This window comes from Embleya sp. NPDC050154 (genome assembly GCF_044460165.1).
In the GTDB taxonomy this organism is placed as follows: Bacteria; Actinomycetota; Actinomycetes; order Streptomycetales; family Streptomycetaceae; genus Embleya.
In genome coordinates, this window is sequence record NZ_JBITJP010000038.1 from 1 (window position 1) to 17,973 (window position 17,973).

Genomic DNA, 17,973 nt, shown 5'->3' on the forward strand with positions numbered 1-17,973 from the left:
AGACGACACAATGCGTCATCCCTCCCGCACAGCAACCGAGTTCACGCCCGACCAGAGGAAACTCAGCGACCACGTTCGATAAGACAACGGCTTCTTAGGCAGCCTCCAGGAGCAGTTGGGCAACGCCACCGCAGCTCGCCCCGCCGCGGCCGCCCCACCCGGGCCCCACGGCCCACCTTCACCCCCACCGGCGCCGATGACCCACCACCCCGCGCCGAACGGAACCCGCCGTGCCCGACAACGAACCCGCCCCGCTGCTCCTCCCGGCTCGTCCCTGCGCTTGGCCCTTCTGGACGAGCACCGCAACCCCGACATGAGTCGAGCCCTCATGTTCCAGCCCAGCGACGACCTCACGCCGGTAGCCCGCGCCCCAGGCTGACCCTGCACATCGTGCCGCTGCGCCCCGACGGCGAACAGTTCATCGACGGCCTTCCACCGGCCCGGCCCTGCCCGGTCACCCACCCCGACCGCTCCCAGGACCGGCCCCTTGCCAGTCCAGACACCACAACGGCCCCACCCCGCAATAGAGCGTAGGGCGGGGCCGTCCGTCAGAACCTCGGTCGATCCGGATGGGGGACGCGCCTGTGGGTCAGTGGAAGGAGGCGCGATCCCGCTTGCCGAAGTCGTCGGTCAGCTTGTGGATCTTCTCGGGCGCCGTTGGCGCGGGCCACATCTGAATCAGATAGCTGTCCTCGGGCGAGTGGTTGACGGCGGGACGACACGCCTCGTCCCGGCCGCGCGCATGACATCGAACCCGGAATGACGACCCCGGTTCCAGGATCAGGCTCGGCAGGTCGCGCCTCGTACCCACCACCGAATCGAATATGACAACCTCGCCCATGAACGTCGTCTGGCTGAACTCGACGATCTCGTCCCAGGCGTCCATGTCGACCTCGACAGGAGGGACTGTTGACACCTCGATTGTGACCAACGGTGAGCCCATTTGCGTTCCCACGACGATGTGCGTTGTGCCTGGGGCGTAGGTGACCAAACCGTCGCGCGTAGCAGATCGCGGCTCATGGCCGGACGGGTCCGCATCCACCAATTCCAACGTGTTGTGATCGACGTGGACGTGCGCTGCACCCCGTTTGATGGTCATGAACCCCATCCTGTGGCAACGCTCGGGAACCGGCCGAGATTTGCCCGCGACCGGCCCTCGGCCGCAGTGTCGGCCTGCCGGGAGTACGAGCATGTGTTCGAACCTCCGTGCGGGCGAGGGTACTTGGGTGGTTGACTGATGCGGAACGGTCGAGGCGGCGTGAATACGGGGGAAGGGCATCGGCGGCATGAGGTTTCGCCGGTCGCTCCCAAAGCGCCGTGTGTGCGGCGCCCGGGGCCGCCGGGCCGATCGATGCGCGTCGGTGGTCGGCCCGTTCGCGGCCGGCGCTCACGGCGCACCGGTCCGGCCGGGCCCGAAGCGCGGGGGTTGGTCCGGGGCGGTCGGGTCCGGTCGGCCTCCGCACGGCGCGGTGCGCCCTTCGGCCCGCCCCATGTTCGTCGGGCGGCCTACTCCAAGCGACTCCACCTCGGATGTCGTTTGCGCGACCGAGCAAAAACAGTTCCGGACACCGCCGGACGGATGCGGGTTGCCGTGCGGTGTCCGAGTTGCCTGGGGCGGACCGGTAGGCGTTCGTCTTTCGAAGTATCCCCACGAAAGGAGACGACAGTGATCCATTGTCCACGGTGCCGTCAGGTCGACCAGGTCGTCAAAGTCCGGGCGTTGTACGAGAGCGGGGTGACGGTGACGAAGAGCCGTGGAACGGCGTCCATACGCCTGGACGGCCCGAACGGCTTCGCGAGCGCGTCCGGTTCGGTGCGCGGCTCAGGGAGGGCGCAGACATCGTTGTCGCGTTCCCTGGCGCCGCCGCGGCGTCCGTGGGCGGCGCGCGGGTGGCGGCAGGCGTTGGTGGCGGCATTCGTGGTCATGTCCGTGTCGGCCCTGGTGATCAACGCGACCCTGGGATCCGCGGCCTCGTGGGCGGGACTTGGGTTCGCCGCCTGGTTCCTGGTCGCCTACCGGAGGCGCTATCGGGTGGCGTATCCGGCCTGGCGCGGGCGCCGATTGACGTGGGCACGCCTGTTCTGCTGTCGCCGCTGCGACGGCGTGTTCCTGCCCACCGACGACACCCCGGCCCATCTGCCCCACTTGCGCGGACGGTTCGTGGAACGCCACGCCATGTCCGCGCTTCTCGACGAGTGCGTCGAACCGCTGTAGCCGCCCTCCCGAGCAGACCCGAAACCGACCGACCCCGGCAGCGGTTCGCGTGCGGGCGGTGCCTGTCGGCTCCGATCGCGCCGGCAGGATGCGCGCATGGATCTTTCCGAGGGTTTGGCGGATTGGCGCGACTACGACGATGCCTTGTGCAGGGTGGGCCTGACGCTCGGGTTCTTCGGGCCGCCGGACGACCTCTCCCACCACTCCCACCTGTTCAAGGTGGACAACCCCTTGTGTTCGGCACTGGTCGACATCCTGCGACGGTTGGTCGAGATCGGGGTGGTGGAGGAACGGGAGGGCCCCGGCGACACCCAGTTCCGCTGGTCGCCCCAAGGCGCCGCACGCGTCGAGGACCCCTACCACCAGTGGGCGGACGACACCTCCGGCTGACCATGTCCCATGGCCAGCCATCGATCGAGCGCGCGTTCCACACCTGCCGTGGCTGCGCGGTCCGACCGACACCTTGCGGCTGGCCGCCAGGGTCGAACGGGCGGCTCGGTGCGTCGAACCCGGCGAGTCCTTCCGGCATCGGCGGCCCCCGGATGGCGCTGTGGAAGGCGCCTTGCGGCGAAGACCTGGCGTCGAAGTTCTTGGTCGGCCACCGCCTCCAGCCCACACACCGCCGCCTTCTCGGCGTTCCATCCCAGATGCAGGATCGTTGCGTGAAAGGTGTTGCGGGCAACGGTTGCGGGTGGGGCTTGTTCCACTGTGTCCTCCGAGGCCGGCTGTGCCCGCGCCGAGCAGTGGTCGACGGCGCGAGTTCTGCCTACCGCATGTCGCGGCCGACGAGCCCGGCGCGCGAGCTGTTCGTATTCGGCGTGATCGGCCACGGACCGAACGCGAAGGATGTCGCGGAGCGCTTGGTCGAGCAGATTCGGACCTGGGACCGCGAACACCGGTCGGCGAGGGCACGCATCGAGGCGTACCCGGCCGGCACCCCTGACCAGCTGCTGCCCGCAGGCCGCGCTCACTACGGACTGGCCCTCGCCCGCAACCTGCGCGCCTCGATGGCGGCAAGGAATGTCACCGCGCACGCTCTCGCCGCCGCGATGGGCGTCCATCCCGCCACGGTGCGGAAGGCCCTCAAGGGCGAAACGCTGCCCGACCTCGGCACTCTCGCCCGATTCGCGGTGGCGCTCGATGTGGAGGTGTATTCCGTCGATACCTTCCGAGCGCCGCACTTCGCTTCGGGCGCGCGACACGAAGTCACGGACGGATCCGACGCCGACCGGTAGCGTCCCACGATGGCCGATCGCCCCACAGCCTCCGATCGGATCAGGCGCTGTCGTGGGTCGAGAACTACGTGCGCACGAGCGGTGCTGCAACTCCCTTACGGATCGTAGGCTTTGGGGATGGCGAAAACCGCAGAGCCCAAGTACGGCGGCTTGATCTTCGACTTCTTCGGGGTCCTGACCTTCAACATGGTCGAGGTGATCTCATGCTTCGAGGACCGGGAGAAACTCGCGCGGGGGACTTTCCTTCGTGCCTGGGCCGACCCGCGGGGGCAGGAACTGTTCCGACAGCTCGAACTCGGTGCGATCACCCAGACCGACTGGAACGAAAGGTTCGCCGCCCTGATCGGCGTCGCACCCGACAACCTGATCGCCCGCTATCTCCACGATGCCTTCCCTGCTCACCAAGTGCTCAAAGTGGCCCGGCAGGCGCGGGCCGCCGGGATCAAAACCGCGGTGTTGTCGAACAGCCTCGGGCGGGAACCGTACGACCCCTACGCGGGGTTCGATCTGCACGGCACCTTCGACGAGGTCGTGTTCTCCGCGGAACACGGAGTGCGCAAGCCCGATCCCGCCATTTTTCGCCTGGTGCTCGACAAGCTCGGAGTGTCGGCCGAGCGGTGCCTGTTCGTCGATGACAGCGAGGAGAACCTCGCTGCCGCCTACAGGCTCGGTATCACGCCGCTCCTGGCGCTGGACGAGAAGGTCGTGGCCGCCCGTCTGCGTGGAGTGCTGGGTCTATCCGACCTGTAGGAACTCGCGCACTGCTGCGTGTGAGGTATGTGTCGCCAGCTGCTCGCGAAGTCCCTTCAGCTCGGAGGCCGAGCGTGCGGAGTCGACCGAGCCGAGGCATCGGGCCGCGTGGCGCGCGTTGGCGACCGCGGCGTCCAGGTCATGCATGGCGAGGTGCGCTTCGGCGGCACGGGCCAGGTAGATCGCGTGGGTTCGCGGGTATTCGTCGTCGCCGGGGTATGAGGCTCTCGTGGCGGCCTCGAAGCGGCGTACTGCCTCGGCCGGGTCGCCGAGTTGCAAGGCGGCCGAGCCGGCGATCATTTCGATCTCGCCGTAGTCCACCCAGTAGAGGGTCTTCGGGTCGTCGTCGTGGGTTCCCTTGTCCAACGCCGCACGGGCGATGCCGAGTTGGTGAGCGCACTCCCTCTTCGCGCCGGTCTTCGACAGCGCGCGAGCGGTGCGGGCGGCCAGCATGGCGTGCATGCGCGGAGTCGCCTTCCACCTCACCTGTTCTTGCGCCGCCTCCAGGAGCGATATCGCCCTGCCCGCCTGCCCCGGAGTGGAGTAGCACTGGATCGCGGCGAACGACAGTGCATAGGCGCCGCTGATCGGATCCCGGGCCTCGACGGAGGCGCGGAGGGAAGCGTCGAAGAAGCGCTGGGCGACGCCGGGGCGGCCTTGGTCGAACGCGCTCCACGCCACCTGCCGAGCCGCTTCGGACGCCGTCGAATGCAAGTGGTCCACGGTCGCCCCGTCGTAGCGACCCGACTTGATCAGCCTCACGATCAAGGACAACTCGCCGCGGGCAAGTTGACACACCTCGCCGCTGCCGAGTTCGTCGTCGAGATGCCTTAAGTGATCAAGCCGGACGTCCACATGGGCCAACAAGGCCGGGCCGCCGGGGAGGGGCGCGGACGTCCTGGGTGACCGGAACGGCTCCAGGGCTTTGGACCAGCTGCTCGCCGAGACGGAGAGCGCCGCCCCGGCCGAGAGGAAACCTCTGCGATCCACGCTGCTTCCATTCAGCAGTTCGGCGAGAACCGTCAAGCTCCCGGGACGGTCCCACGGCACGTCCCTGCCGATCGTCGAACCGATTGCGTGCAGCGCCGCCACGAAGGTACCGCCGGTGTCCAGCACCCTGTCGTAGGCGGCGGCGACGGCGACGGTCACGGACCGGTTGCCGTTCTCCACATTGCGCAGGTACGCCTCGCCGAACCCCGCCTCACGTGCGAGTCTCGCCCAAACCATGCCGGATGCCTTGCGCGCCTCCCGCATATCGTCGCGGAGCTGATCGGACATCAGGGACAGCCTCCCTCGCTTGGGATCGGCCCTGGATCGGGCCCCGCCATTGTCCCTCGCTCGGTGGCGGTGTGTGCTCGACGCGGGACATAAAGCGAGGGCCTTCGCCCATCCGCTGGCCGTGCGTGTGCGGCCGATCCCGAGTCCGTCACCGGACGCCGTGGAAGCCCGCGCCCGGAGATACCAGGCCACGCGGTGGCACCAGGCCGCCGGCCGCACGTCCCGTCAGGGTTCCTCCGACAAGGATCAGGAGCACAGATGAGCACGCAAACCATCGCGCCGAGCATCGAGCCGCGCCAGGACGACGCCGACGACGCCGACGACCCGTTCCAGCTCGACATCACCATCGTCGAGAACACGCCGGCGACCGAGACGGTGCTGATGTGCAGCACCGGCGACAACTGCGGGAGTTCCTGCCCGAGCGCCTGCACCACCTCATAGCCCAGGCCGGCCCGGGAGCACGGGCCGTACGGAGCCTCCCGTCCGGCCCGCGTGCCCCTCCTCCACGAACGGAGCGTGGGCGATGACGCGCTTACGACACAGCCTGTACCGGGGTGCCGGCGCAGGGATGCTGCGCGCCGCGGTGAACCTCACCGGGCCGGACATGCCGCCCTGGCCGGGGCCCGCAGCCCCGCTCGAAGACTGGCGTTCGTGGCTGACCACGGTGTGGGCCGACGACACCTTCCGGCAGGCCGTGTCCGAGGCCAGCCCCGATCTGGACCGCCAAGTCCGGGCGATCCTCGACGGGCGACCCGCGAAGGCACGCCGGGCACGCCGGGCGGCACTGGCCACCGCCCGATACGCGATCAGGTACGCGCACCGCTCCACCCCGTTCGGGCTGTTCGCCGGCTTGGCCCCGGTCGAGTTCGGGGGCGCAGCACAGGCAAGCTTCGGCGACCGGCACCGGGTTGTCGCCCGGCCGGACCCGGTGGCGCTGGACGCGGCGATCGGGGAGTGGGAGGCGGACGGCGCAAGGATGGCGGACGTCGACGTGTGCGCCAACAACCTGGCCCGTCTGCGGAACGGCCGCGTCCACATCCCGTCCGAGGGCGCCTCGGAGTTCTCACTCGCGCTGACACCCGCGGTCGCGCTGGTCCTCGACGCGGCCCGGTCACCGGTCCGATACTCCGCCTTGGCGGACAAGCTCGCCGCCGAATTCCCGGACACGGACGAACGCCACCGGATCCGGCTGCTGGGACAGCTCCTGCGGGTGCGGCTGCTGCGGTCGTCGCTGCGCGCACCCGCCACCGTCGTCGAGCCCACCGACCCCCTGCCACCCGACTTGCGCCAGCACACCCGCACCAGCACGACGGCACCGGACCTGCGACTGGACGCCTCGGTCCGTCTGCCCGCGGCGGTGGAGACGGAGGCGGAGACCGCCGCGACCGTCCTGACCAGGCTCGCCACGCACCCAACGGGGACCGGGGCATGGCGCCGCTACGCCGAGCGGTTCGCCGACCGCTTCGGCGAGGGCGTCGAGGTGCCGCTGGACCTGGTGACGGACCCCGACCGGGGCCTGGGCTTCCCCGAGGGGTTCGACCACGTCTTTGAGCCGCCCCGTCCGATGACCCGCCGCGATCGGCTGCTTCTGGAACTGGCCGGCACCGCAGCCGTCGAGGGCAACAGATCGGTGGTGCTCTCCGGCGCGATGATCGAGCGGTTGGAGGCTGCGGCAGGCGAGCGCACTTGCTGCCCGCCCCACCTCGAACTGTGCGTGCAGGTCCAGGCCGCCTCGACGCGGGCCCTGGACCGTGGGGACTTCCGCCTTCGGGTGGCCACCGTCTCTCGCGCGGCCGGGTCGATGACGGGCCGGTTCTGGCACCTGTTCCCGCAGACCGCCGGCTGGATGCATGCCAGCCTGCCCACGGTCGAGCCTGACGCGGAGGCGACCCAGTTGTCCTTCCACGCTGGCCGCGTCCCGGCCGACCTGCTCACGCGTGCCCCACAGGTCCTGCCCCGGCTGGTCAGTGTCGGCGAGTTCCGTCACCGGCGAGCCGGGGTGTTGTTCCCGTCCGATCTGGTCGTCGGTGTCCGCGACGGCCGCCTCCATCTGGCCGAGGCCGCCACCGGGACGCACCTGGAGTTGCTCGCGCCGACCGCGATCAACTTCCTGTGGAACAACTACACCCCGCCCCTGGCCCGGTTCCTGGCCGAGATCAGCCGCGCCGGAACCCCACAGGTGACGTGGTTCGACTGGGGCGCGGCCTGGACCCTGCCGTTCACCCCGGCACTGCACTACCGGCGTTCGATCCTTGCGCCCGCCCGATGGAAGTTGCCGGCCCGGACACTGCCCGGCCCCACCGCAACGTTGGACGAGTGGGCCGGGAAACTGCACGCCTGGAGGGGCCGGTTCGGCGTGCCGGACCGCGTGCTCCTGGTCCAGGACGACCAGCAACTCCCGCTTGACCTGCGCCAGGACATGCACCTGGACCTGCTGCGCACCCACCTTGCCGCCGCCCCGACCGGCGTCGCGGTCCTGCACGACGCCCCGCCGCCGGACGCCGACGGCTGGATCGGCGGACGCGCCCACAGCATCGTCATCCCGCTGCGGGCACGACCATGAAGGCGACGGCTATCCCGCCCAGGACGCAGGACCTGTCCGAGGGCCCACTGGGAGTGGCACTGCTGCGCCTCGAACGCGGTGACCTCGCCAGCGCGCGAAGCAGCCTGGCACAAGCAGTCGCGGGCGGCGTCAGCGCCGGAGGCAACGCGTCGTTGTTCCACGGCGCCCCGGCACTGGAGTTCGTGCTCAGCCGTGCCGGTCGCGCCGACCGCGACGTACGAGACGCGGTCGACCGCGTCGTCGCCACCCGACTGGCTGCGGCGCGTCGACGGCAGGCTTGCGGAGCGCTGCCGCATCTCGCGGAGTTCGACCTCATCCGGGGCTTGAGCGGGCTGGGTGCGTTGCTGCTGACCCGCAACGACGGCACGTCGCTGCTGGAGGAGGTGCTGACGTACCTGGTCTCCCTGTCACGGCCGGTCCGTGTCGACGGCCGGGAACTTCCGGGCTGGTGGTCGGACACCGGGCCCGCCGGCGAGGAGATGGACGGCGGACACGGCAACAACGGTGTCGCACACGGCATCGCCGGCCCCCTGGCGGTGCTGTCCCTCGCCACCCGGCACGGCGTCCACGTGCCGGGACAGCTCGACGCCATCGCGGTGTTCGCGCGCTGGCTGGACAGGCACGGCCACTGCTACTGGACCACTCGCGACCAGTTGTCCGCCGACGAGCCGCCTGCGGCGGTGGCCGTGCGCCCGTCCTGGTGCTACGGAGAACCCGGCATCGCGCGCACTCGGCAACTGGCCGCGATTGCCCTGGACGACCAACCCCGCCGACTCGCCGCGGAGGACACCCTCGTACGAGCGCTGGCCGACCCGGACCGCCTGGAACGGATCACCGACGCCTCGCTGTGCCACGGCTGGGCCGGCCTGCTGACCCTCGCCCGTGCCGTCGCCGACGACAGCCCCGATTCGGCCCGGTTCACGCCGCTGATCGAAGACCTGGGCAAGCGCCTGGCCGCCGACCTTGACCGGCTGTCCAAGCCCGGCCTCATGGAAGGCCGGGCCGGCGCGCACCTGGCACTCGACGGCACGAACACCACCGGCTGGACCCGGGCCCTGCTGATCTCCTGACTTGCCCTCATCCGCCCCGAGCCCCACGACCAAGGAGCGCCCACGACGATGGACATCGACGACGAATACCTCACCACCGAGAAGGGCTGGTGGCACGCCACCGTGTCCTTCCCGGTCAGCGACGGGGTGAGTCCGGAGGCCGCCCGAGCTCTGTCGTGCGCACTGCGCGACCGACGATTCCACTTCCTGCACAAGGACGGGGGGCTGAGACTGCGCACCGAACACTCCGTGGCCTGCCTGCTGGACGGGCTCGTCGCCGACCGGCTGGTCGCCGGCTGGGTCGGCGGCGTCTACGAGCCGGAGACCGAAGCGTTCGGCGGCTCCGACAGCATGGACGTCGCGCACGACCTGTTCTGCGCGGACAGCCGTGCCGCCCTGGCCGAGACCGGAAACCCGGGCGCCAGGGAACGCTGTGTCCTGTTGCTGTCCGTCTTGAACCGGGCGGCCGGCCTGGACCCCTTCGAGGTCGGCGACGTCTGGGCCAAGCTCGGCTCCCTGCGGCCACCCGTCGACGCGCCCACCGGCCCCCCACGCGAGCGGGCGATCACGGCCATGCGGCGCCTGATCAACGCCGACGCCGCCCGGCGACCGGACGCCGAGCCCGGCTGGGTCGAGCGCGTCGCCGCATTCCAGGACGCCGGCTACCGGCTGCGGCGACTGGCCGCCGACGGGCGACTGACACGGGGCCTGCGCGCGGTACTCGCCCACCACGCGATCTTCACCCTCAACCGCGCCGGAGTACCCGTCGACGAGCAGGCGGCGACGGCCTGGCTGGGCCGGCAAGTCGCCTTCACCGACAGGAATGAAGCCGACGTGTCCACCCGCCGGGATACCTCCCCGGCCCCTAGCCTCACTCGGATGGAGAGCACCCTGACCCCCACAACCGACCCCGCCGAACTGCGCGAAGCGCTCGTGACCCGCCTCGTCGACAGCGGCCACCTGCGCACCTCGGCCGTCGTCACCGCCTTCCGGGACATCGAGCGCCACCGGTTCCTTCCCGGCGTTGATCTTCAGGCCGCGTACGTCGACGACGCCGTGCCGATCAAGTACGACGAGAGCGGCGAGATGATCTCCTGCATCTCCGCACCCTCGATCGTCGCCACCCAGATCGAGCAGCTCGGCGCCGAGCACGGCCACAAGATCCTGGAAGCCGGAGCCGCCACCGGATACAACGCCCACCTGCTCGGACAACTCGTCGCCCCCGACGGCCACGTGTGGACCGTCGACGTCGACCAGGACCTCGTCGACCGCGCCCGAAAGAACCTCGCCCAGGCCGGGGCTACGAACGTGAGCGTCGAACTGGCCGACGGCGCCGCCGGCCTGCCCGAACACGCGCCCTTCGATCGCATCCAGTTCACCGTCGGCGCAGGCGATGTTCCCGTGCGGATCCTCGACCAGCTCGCCCCCGGCGGACGCCTGGTCCTGCCGATGCGCATCCGCGGCAGCATCTCCCGCAGCTTCGCCTTCGAACGCGACGGCCGGACCTGGAAGACCGTCTCGTGCGAGATGGCCACCTTCGTGCCCCTGCGCAAGGGCGTCTGCGACGACGTCTACACCCTCGTGCCCATGACCGGTGAAGGCAACGTGCGCCTGGAGACCTTCAGCGAACAGGACGTGGACCGCGAGGCGATCCGCACCGTCTTGGACCAGCCCTCCACCAAGGTCTACTCCGGCGTCAAGTTCCGCCAGGGCGACCCCTGGGAGTGGCTCTACCTGTACCTGGCGTCCGTGCTGCCCAACGGCCTGTCCCGCATGCCCGGATCACGCCCCGGCTTCACCCCGCACTTCGGATGGGGCTCCATGGCAGCCCTCGACGGCGACACCCTGGCCTACCTGACCGTGCGCGAAGGCCAGGACGAGCAGGGAAGATTCTGGGAGATCGGCGTCATCGGCCACGGCCCACGCGCCGCCGCGCTCGCCGACCAGGTGGCTGGCGAGATCGGCGAGTGGGACCGGGGCTGGGGCAACAACGCGCCCGAACCCGGCTTCCGCATGGCCGTCGGCGACGCCCGCGACCAACTGACGGCCGCCGACCCGCGCTTCGTCGTCGACAAGACCCACAGCCGCCTCGTCGTCGACTGGCCACGCAGGAGCTGAGCCGATGATCCCCGCGATAGCCGGCCGCATCCCCCTGGTGCGCCGACCCAAGGCAACCGGGTTACCCCTGGCCGAGCGCATCACCGAACTTACCGCGCTGGCCGTCCCGCCCGCCGACGCGGGCCACCGCGACCTGGTGGCCCGCGCGAGCGGAGTCCTCAACTACGCCGCGCTGATCGCCTCCGACGTCGGGATGCCCGACCTCGCCGCCCAACTGTGCTGGAGACAGCACCGCGTCTTCGCCGAAGCCGGACGCCTCACCGGGGACATCGCCGTGATGGCGCTCATGCCCGTGGTGAACATCGCCCGACTGCTCATCCGCGAAGGCGACGGCGAAGGCGCCTACGAGGTCCTGCAGCGGTTGTACCGCGCCGCCCAGCGGCGCGGTACAACCGAAATCCGCGACCAAGCGGTCGACCTGTCGGTGTTGACGGGCACGGACGCGGACCACCGCAAGGTCTGCGAGGAACTGTGGGTGACCGTGCTCATCGACGGCGCCAGGGCCCTGGCGCGGATCGGCCGCTGGACCGAGGCCGCCGAAACCATGGCCGCCCACCGCGGCGTCGGCAACCGACTGCTCGACGGCCGCCAGATCATGATCATTTCGCTGATGGACCGCGGCCTCGACCGGCAGGCCCGCGCCATGATCGACACCAGCATCCCTGCGGAACCGTGGGAGAACGCAGTCGCGGCCCTCCTGCGTGCCTGCTGCCGGCCCCGGCAACCGGACCCTGACCTCGCCCTGCGGGAGGCACTCCCGGCGATCGCCCCGCCCGACCCGGCGACCGCCGCGTTCCAGGTGCGAGTCGGGCTCACCGCGCTCGACCTGAGCCGCGAACCCACGAGCCCCGACGCCGTCCTCGTGCGGGACGCTCTCGTCGACGTAGCCGCCCTCGATGCCTACGCCGCCCGCGACGTCCTGAACCACCACCCGGTGTGCTCCCATCTGACCGGTGGGCAGACACAGGCACTCCATGCCGTGCTGACCGCATCGCGGCTCGGCGCCGGAAGTCTCTCCACGGCCCACGCGCAGGCCCTGACCGCGGCCGTGGAACAGGCCGAAATCACACTCCGCAGGCAGCTTTGACCCGCCCAGTGGCCGATCGTTCGCACGATGTCGCCGGCCCGGAGAACGACGCAGGGTCTCCTTCCGACGACTCCGCACGACGGTGCCTTTCAGTAAGGGTCTTTACACTTTGCGTGATGAGATTCAGGCCGTCCCTTTTTTCTCCGCGCATCGCTCGGGCCGGGCTCGATGCCTACCGGGCCGACGCTCGGCTCTCCGTGCACGCGCAACGCCCCGGTGATCCGAGCGCGTACGACACACCACGAGAGACCCGCTGCGCGTGATCCTCGACGCGGGCCCGGCACTGCCCGAGATGGCCGCGCGGATATTGACCGAACGCCAAGTCGAAGAGAGGGCCGGAGCGTGACGGAAACCGCCGCCAAGCTGCGCGACAAGGACGGCGACGCAGGGGAGCCGGGCTCGGAGGACGCCGCCGAGGAGCGGCTGGCCTATGACCACCCGGGCGGCGACAGCCTGGAGTTGGCCGAGTTGCTGACCGGTCGCAGCATGGCCCGCCGCCTCCCGTCGCTGGTCCGCCGAACTTTCGCCCTGGCGTGGGAGGTCGACCGCAAGGCGGTCGTGTGGCTGCTGGCCTGCCAACTCGTGTCCGGAGTGTCCGCCGCGCTGGGATTGTTCGCGACCACGGCCGCGTTCTCCGTGCTGATCGAGACGGCACACGACCCCGGCCGGTTGGGCGCGGCGGTCCCGGCGGTGTCGGTGCTGGCCGCTACCGCCGGCCTGCGGGCGTTGCTGGGCATCGTCATCCAGGGCCTGTCCAACCGGCTCTCGCCCCGGATCTGCCGCGAGGCGGAGTACAAGATGCTGGAGGCGGCGACCAACGCCGAACAGGCCGCCTATGACCATCCGGGCTTCAACGACCGCTTCGACGCGGCCGAGCGGGGCGTGGACGTCAGCCGGGACATGATCGGGCAGTCCCAGAACTACATCTCCGCCCTGGCCACGCTGATCGCTGCGGGCGTCGTACTGGCCAGCCTGCATCCGCTGTTGTTGCCGCTGCTCCTGCTGGCAGCCATCCCGCAGGCGATGGCCTCGATCCGGGGCGAACGGGTCACGTACCTGGCGGTCGTGGCCACGCACAAGGACCGCCGAGTGATGTCGATGCTGCGGTGGCACCTGATCGCGAAGGAACAGGCCGACCAGGTCCGCACCGACACCCTGGCCCCCTACCTCCTGGACAAGTACAAGGCCAGCGCGGTGCGGGTGGAGGCCACCAACAACCGAGCCGCCTGGGACCGGGCAAAGATCGGCGTCGTCGGCGCCCTCGCCACCGGGGTGGCGTCCGCGGTGGTGTGGGGCGCGGTGATGCTGCTGCTGGGAACCGGGCGGATCTCCGCGGCGTCCGCCGGCACGGCGATCTTCGCCCTGCGTTCGGCGAGCACCGGCCTGCAGGGACTGGTCGGCTACGGCCGCGACCTGCTGCGGACCGGCCTGTACCTCGACGACTGGGAACGGTTCGTCACCGAAGCGGCGGGACAACGCCTGGACCGCGGCGACATCGTCCCGGACCGACCGCGGCACATCGCCCTCCGAGACGTCGTCTTCCGCTACCCCGAGGCCGACCGGGACACCCTGCACGGCGTTGACTTCGAGGTTCGCCAAGGCGAGATCGTGGCCGTCGTCGGCGAGAATGGATCCGGAAAGTCGACCCTGATGAAACTGCTGTCGGGGCTCAACCTGCCCACCACCGGCGTCGTCACCTGGGACGGGGTCAGCGTCACCGACCTGGACCCGCAGGCGATGTGGAGGCAGACCTCGGTTGTCCCGCAGGACTTCGCCCGCTGGCCCATGACCGCACGCGAGAACATCACACTCGGCCAGCCACGCGTGGACGGAGACCGCGCGGTGGAGCGTGCGGCGCGGGCCGGCGGAGCCGACGACGTCCTCAAGACTTTGCGATCGGGGCTGAATACCCTCCTGGCCCGGGAGTGGTGGGGCGGGGTGGCCCTGTCCCCCGGACAGTGGCAGCGCATCGCCGTCGCCAGAGCCGCGCACCGCGACGCGGGCCTGCTCGTCATGGACGAACCCACCTCGGACCTCGACCCCAGGGCCGAACACCGGATCTTCACCGGTCTGCGCGACCTTGCCGGCGACCGCGCGGTCGTCCTGGTCACGCACAACCTGGCGAACACCTCGATCGCCGACCGCGTCGTCGTCCTGGACAAGGGACGCGTGGTGCAGTCCGGTACCTTCCACGAGTTGATCAACCGGCCCGGCCTGATGCGCGACCTGTGGCGCCTCCAACAGGACAGGGACGCCTACCGACCCGCAGGAGACTCGTGACCGAAATGCATCGGAACACCTCTCGCGTGCGCGCCGACCCCGATCGTGCCCGGCGACCCGGCTTGCCTCGCCCCTCGTACCCGACTCGCGCAACCCACCGACGGGAGCGTCGGACCGACGGTGGGTGTGACGTTCATGTGCTTACTCCCAGAGGCTGTCCTGAACAGGGGAGGAAACGGGCGGGTCCGGAGTCATCGGGATTCCGGCGAGCGCGCTGAGGCGGTCCAGCGGGGCGTCGGTCAGGTTCGGGTCCCGGCTCATGAGGTGGTCGAGCAGATATGCGGTGGCGGTGGCGTCCCAGCGGGCGCGATGGGGTCGACTTCCCGGTGCTGCGGGGTCGACGAGGCTCCCCAGGTGGGCGAGTTCGATCCAGGCGCCGCGCCCCTCAAACGCAACTCGGGCATTCTGGATCGGTGAACTGGCCCGACCTCGCACCGCCCACCGACGAACCCCAGGGCGACCTTGCCCGGGCTCGGCCCGGCGCGTACGGCTCGACCGCGTACCGGCACGTCGTTCTCGGCTATGGAGATCGACCAGGGGGTGAGCCGCCCAGTCCACTGGCAGCGACCTGACCACCGGCGAAGTCCCCACGCGAGTGGGGGTGAGCCGTCCTCGCGCGCCGCGAACGGCACGACGCGCACGAAGTCCCCACGCCAGTGGGGGTGAGCCATCCTGGCGACCACCGGACCGTTGTGGGACACCGAAGTCCCCACACAGGTGGGGCGAGCCGCGATGGGTCATGGACCGGCCGACGATCGGTAGCGGCACAGCGCCGTGCCGACTTCGTGACGGTTGCAGCCGGTCGCCTGACGCAGCAGAGCTCGGGTTCGAGGTTCGCCTCCACCTGCGTGGGGATTTCCGGTGCCGATGCTCGGTAACCGTCCGGCCCGTCGGCATGCTCTCGTTCGCCGTGGACTCGCGCTGGGCGAGGTCTCAAGTCGGCCGGCTTCGGCTTCGAGGGTTCGTTCGGTGGTCACGGCTGTGGTCGTGGTGGTACTTCCTCGGTACGGTGCGTGATTGACGACCGAGGGGGACACGTGGGGCGGAGCACGGGCACGGCTGCGATAACCGTGGTGCTGTTGGCGGTTGCCGGGTGTGGTGGCGATGACGGCGGCACGACTGCGGCACGCAGCACTCCGCCGCCGGCTCCACCGTCCAGCCAGTCCACGCCGGTCCCGAGCCCCGAGGAGACTGCCCGGACAGCTGCGCTCGAGGTGTACGGGCGGTACGGGGATCTCCAGATCCGGGTCACCGGTGGGGCCGCGCTGGACACTGCGGAGCTGGATCGCATCGCAACCGGTCGGGCAGCCGCCGTAATTCGGGGGCTGGCCTCGGCTACCTCAGACGATGGGATCACGGTCCGAGGGCCCATCGTCCACTCCCCGCGCAGCGTGAGTGTCGGCGTCGTGTGAAATCGGGTTCTGGATCAATTTCCGTGCCAGAGCCACGGAGGGTCACCGGAGCCGCGATCATGAACGGTCGTGGCTGACGATCCCCTGCAAGACCTCTGGGTCCACCAGACCGCCGACGTCGCGGTCAACACCTTGACCATCCGCGCCGACCGCGTGACCGTCCACGCCGCCACGACCAACGACGTCATGCCGCGAGGAGGACGCGTTTGCGCAGGAGGTCGAAGCCGGCGCGGCCGAACATCTGGCGCTTGATCATCTTGATCTTGTTGTTGTGGCCCTCGACCGCGCCGGAGCTGTAGCTCAGGGTCAGGCCGGCGACGACCGCATCGAGGTCCTGCAGGAGACCGTTGGCGAAGCTGCGAAGGGCCGGGACCTGGTCCTGCCGGACGCGTGTGATCCAGTCCTTGAGTTCTCGTCCGCGGCGGTCGTTCATCAGCTCGGCGAAGGCCCTGACGTGCCCGGCGGCGGTGGCGAGTGCCGGGACGCGGGCCAGGATCTCCTTGAGCTGCTGGGCCTCTTCATCGCGCAGGCGGTCGGGCCGGCGGGTGATCCAGCCGGTCACGTCCCTGACAGAGGGCTTGCGTCGGGGCGGGTCCTGATTGGGAAACGACGCGCGGAGTCGGCGGACATACTCGCGGACGATCTGCTCCTGCCCTGGAAAGCCACGCTGCCGGATCTCCTGGAAGAGACGCCGGGCGATCGTGTGGCCCTCGGCGAACCGCTGGTCGAGGTAGGGCTTGTAGGGGTCGAGGATGCTGGTGCGTCCTGTCCAGCGGCCGACGAGCAGTTCGTCGGGGTCCTTCGCGCGGGCCAGTCGGCGGACTGTGCCGCGAGCCAGGTCCAGTCTGCGAGCGACGGCGCGCAGGCTGAACCCGTCGTCCATGAGCGCGTGGACGGCGGCGTGCTGTTCGCGGACCCGGTCGGACAGCCGGCCGGTCCGGCGGGGCTCGGAGTTGACGGACGCCAGGACGACAGCCGGAACCGACTCGGCCGCAGGGGCGGGCTCAGGTAGCAGGGTCCGGTGCTGGAGGACGGTCTTCTCCACCGCGTCGGCGAGGTTCTGCCACAAGTGGAAGCGGTCGGCGACGTGGATCGCGTCCGGGGCGCCGAGCCGGACGGCTTCGGCGTAGGAGGCCGACCGGTCGCGGCAGACGACCTCCACACCCGGGTGGTCGGCGAGCCAGGAGCGGACGGTCTCGACCTTGCGGTCGGGCAGCAGATCGACTGCGCGGCGGGTCTCGATGTCGACCAGGATCGTGGCGTAGACGTGGCCCTTGCGCAGGGCGAACTCGTCGACGCCCAGAACACGCGGCACCGCGTGCGCCGGATCCGGCAGGGCTCGTATCAGCCGCAGGAGCGTGGAACGGCTCACCGGGACCGCGAAGGTTTCCGCCAGGCGGGAGCCGGCTCGCCCGGCCAGGGCCAGGGCGAGCTGTTGGAGCGCGGTCTGTAGGCCCTGGCTCCGCCGTCCGTGACGGAAGGTCAGCCCCGCTGCCTGCTCGACGAATGTGGCCCGGGGGCACGCTCGTTCACGGCAGCGGAACCTGCGGACCCGTAACTCGACCACCACCCGGCGCCCGCCCGCCGCGCGGTCGTCCAACCGCCGTACGTAGCTGCTGTGCACCCGGGTCGAGACAGTTCCGCACGACGGGCATCCCGCCTCGTCGTTGGTCGTGGCGGCGTGGACGGTCACGCGGTCGGCGCGGATGGTCAAGGTGTTGACCGCGACGTCGGCGGTCTGGTGGACCCAGAGGTCTTGCAGGGGATCGTCAGCCACGACCGTTCATGATCGCGGCTCCGGTGACCCTCCGTGGCTCTGGCACGGAAATTGATCCAGAACCACGATTCACACGACGCCGACAGTGAGCGTCTCGCTGGCCGCGACGGTACCCACCGTGACGCTGGAGGACTGTATCGACGTCAGCGGTCGACGGGCCACGAACCGGGACGGCACGCCCGCAGAAGTCGTGACGACAGCGTCCAGAA

Annotated in this window: 13 protein-coding genes; 10 read left to right on the top strand and 3 right to left on the bottom strand. The window is 70.1% G+C overall.

Annotation, left to right across the window (positions count from 1 at the left end):
• Nucleotides 1–589 precede the first annotated feature (589 nt).
• Entirely contained in the window at nt 590–1,099 is a 510-nt protein-coding gene (locus tag ACIBSV_RS45790) for a hypothetical protein (RefSeq protein ID WP_395873470.1), read from the bottom strand.
• A 567-nt stretch (nt 1,100–1,666) separates the two neighbouring features.
• On the opposite strand from ACIBSV_RS45790, the gene ACIBSV_RS45795 reads away from it, so the two are divergent.
• From ACIBSV_RS45795 to ACIBSV_RS45810, 4 genes are all read left to right on the top strand, one after another.
• Nucleotides 1,667–2,215, top strand: a complete 549-nt coding sequence (locus ACIBSV_RS45795; RefSeq protein WP_395873471.1) for a hypothetical protein — start codon at nt 1,667–1,669, stop codon at nt 2,213–2,215.
• 96 nt (nt 2,216–2,311) lie between these two features.
• On the top strand, nt 2,312–2,605 hold the full coding sequence (locus tag ACIBSV_RS45800; protein ID WP_395873472.1) for a hypothetical protein: 294 nt from the start codon (nt 2,312–2,314) through the stop codon (nt 2,603–2,605).
• A 152-nt stretch (nt 2,606–2,757) separates the two neighbouring features.
• Nucleotides 2,758–3,450 (top strand): helix-turn-helix domain-containing protein, encoded by a 693-nt coding sequence (locus ACIBSV_RS45805; protein ID WP_395873473.1) that lies wholly within the window; start codon nt 2,758–2,760, stop codon nt 3,448–3,450.
• Between the two features lie 117 nt (nt 3,451–3,567).
• Nucleotides 3,568–4,200: an HAD family hydrolase gene (locus tag ACIBSV_RS45810; RefSeq protein WP_395873474.1), complete on the top strand. Its 633-nt coding sequence runs from the start codon at nt 3,568–3,570 to the stop codon at nt 4,198–4,200.
• Here the strand turns inward: ACIBSV_RS45810 and ACIBSV_RS45815 are convergent.
• On the bottom strand, nt 4,186–5,478 hold the full coding sequence (locus ACIBSV_RS45815) for a helix-turn-helix domain-containing protein (RefSeq protein WP_395873475.1): 1,293 nt from the start codon (nt 5,476–5,478) through the stop codon (nt 4,186–4,188). The two genes, ACIBSV_RS45810 and ACIBSV_RS45815, sit on opposite strands and share 15 nt — an antisense overlap.
• A gap of 258 nt (nt 5,479–5,736) precedes the next feature.
• Here ACIBSV_RS45815 and ACIBSV_RS45820 point away from each other — a divergent pair, with 258 nt between their 5' ends.
• The 6 genes from ACIBSV_RS45820 (at nt 5,737) to ACIBSV_RS45845 (ending at nt 14,575) form a co-directional block, all read left to right on the top strand.
• Nucleotides 5,737–5,919, top strand: a complete 183-nt coding sequence (locus ACIBSV_RS45820; protein ID WP_395873476.1) for an FxLD family lanthipeptide — start codon at nt 5,737–5,739, stop codon at nt 5,917–5,919.
• A gap of 82 nt (nt 5,920–6,001) precedes the next feature.
• Nucleotides 6,002–8,041, top strand: a complete 2,040-nt coding sequence (locus ACIBSV_RS45825) for a lantibiotic dehydratase family protein (protein ID WP_395873477.1) — start codon at nt 6,002–6,004, stop codon at nt 8,039–8,041.
• Entirely contained in the window at nt 8,038–9,111 is a 1,074-nt protein-coding gene (locus ACIBSV_RS45830) for a lanthionine synthetase C family protein (RefSeq protein ID WP_395873478.1), read from the top strand. The genes ACIBSV_RS45825 and ACIBSV_RS45830 overlap by 4 nt, the downstream gene beginning before the upstream one ends.
• 48 nt (nt 9,112–9,159) lie before the next feature.
• A complete protein-coding gene (gene fxlM, locus ACIBSV_RS45835) occupies nt 9,160–11,208 on the top strand; it encodes a methyltransferase, FxLD system (RefSeq protein WP_395873479.1) in 2,049 nt (682 codons plus the stop codon).
• A gap of 4 nt (nt 11,209–11,212) precedes the next feature.
• Nucleotides 11,213–12,295 (top strand): hypothetical protein, encoded by a 1,083-nt coding sequence (locus ACIBSV_RS45840; protein ID WP_395873480.1) that lies wholly within the window; start codon nt 11,213–11,215, stop codon nt 12,293–12,295.
• Nucleotides 12,296–12,637: 342 nt separating this feature from the next.
• The gene (locus tag ACIBSV_RS45845) at nt 12,638–14,575 is read left to right on the top strand and encodes an ABC transporter ATP-binding protein (RefSeq protein WP_395873481.1); all 1,938 of its coding nucleotides are present in this window, start codon (nt 12,638–12,640) and stop codon (nt 14,573–14,575) included.
• A 1,596-nt stretch (nt 14,576–16,171) separates the two neighbouring features.
• On the opposite strand, the gene ACIBSV_RS45850 is transcribed toward ACIBSV_RS45845, so the two are convergent.
• On the bottom strand, nt 16,172–17,764 hold the full coding sequence (locus ACIBSV_RS45850) for an ISL3 family transposase (protein ID WP_395779205.1): 1,593 nt from the start codon (nt 17,762–17,764) through the stop codon (nt 16,172–16,174).
• Nucleotides 17,765–17,973: the final 209 nt, after the last annotated feature.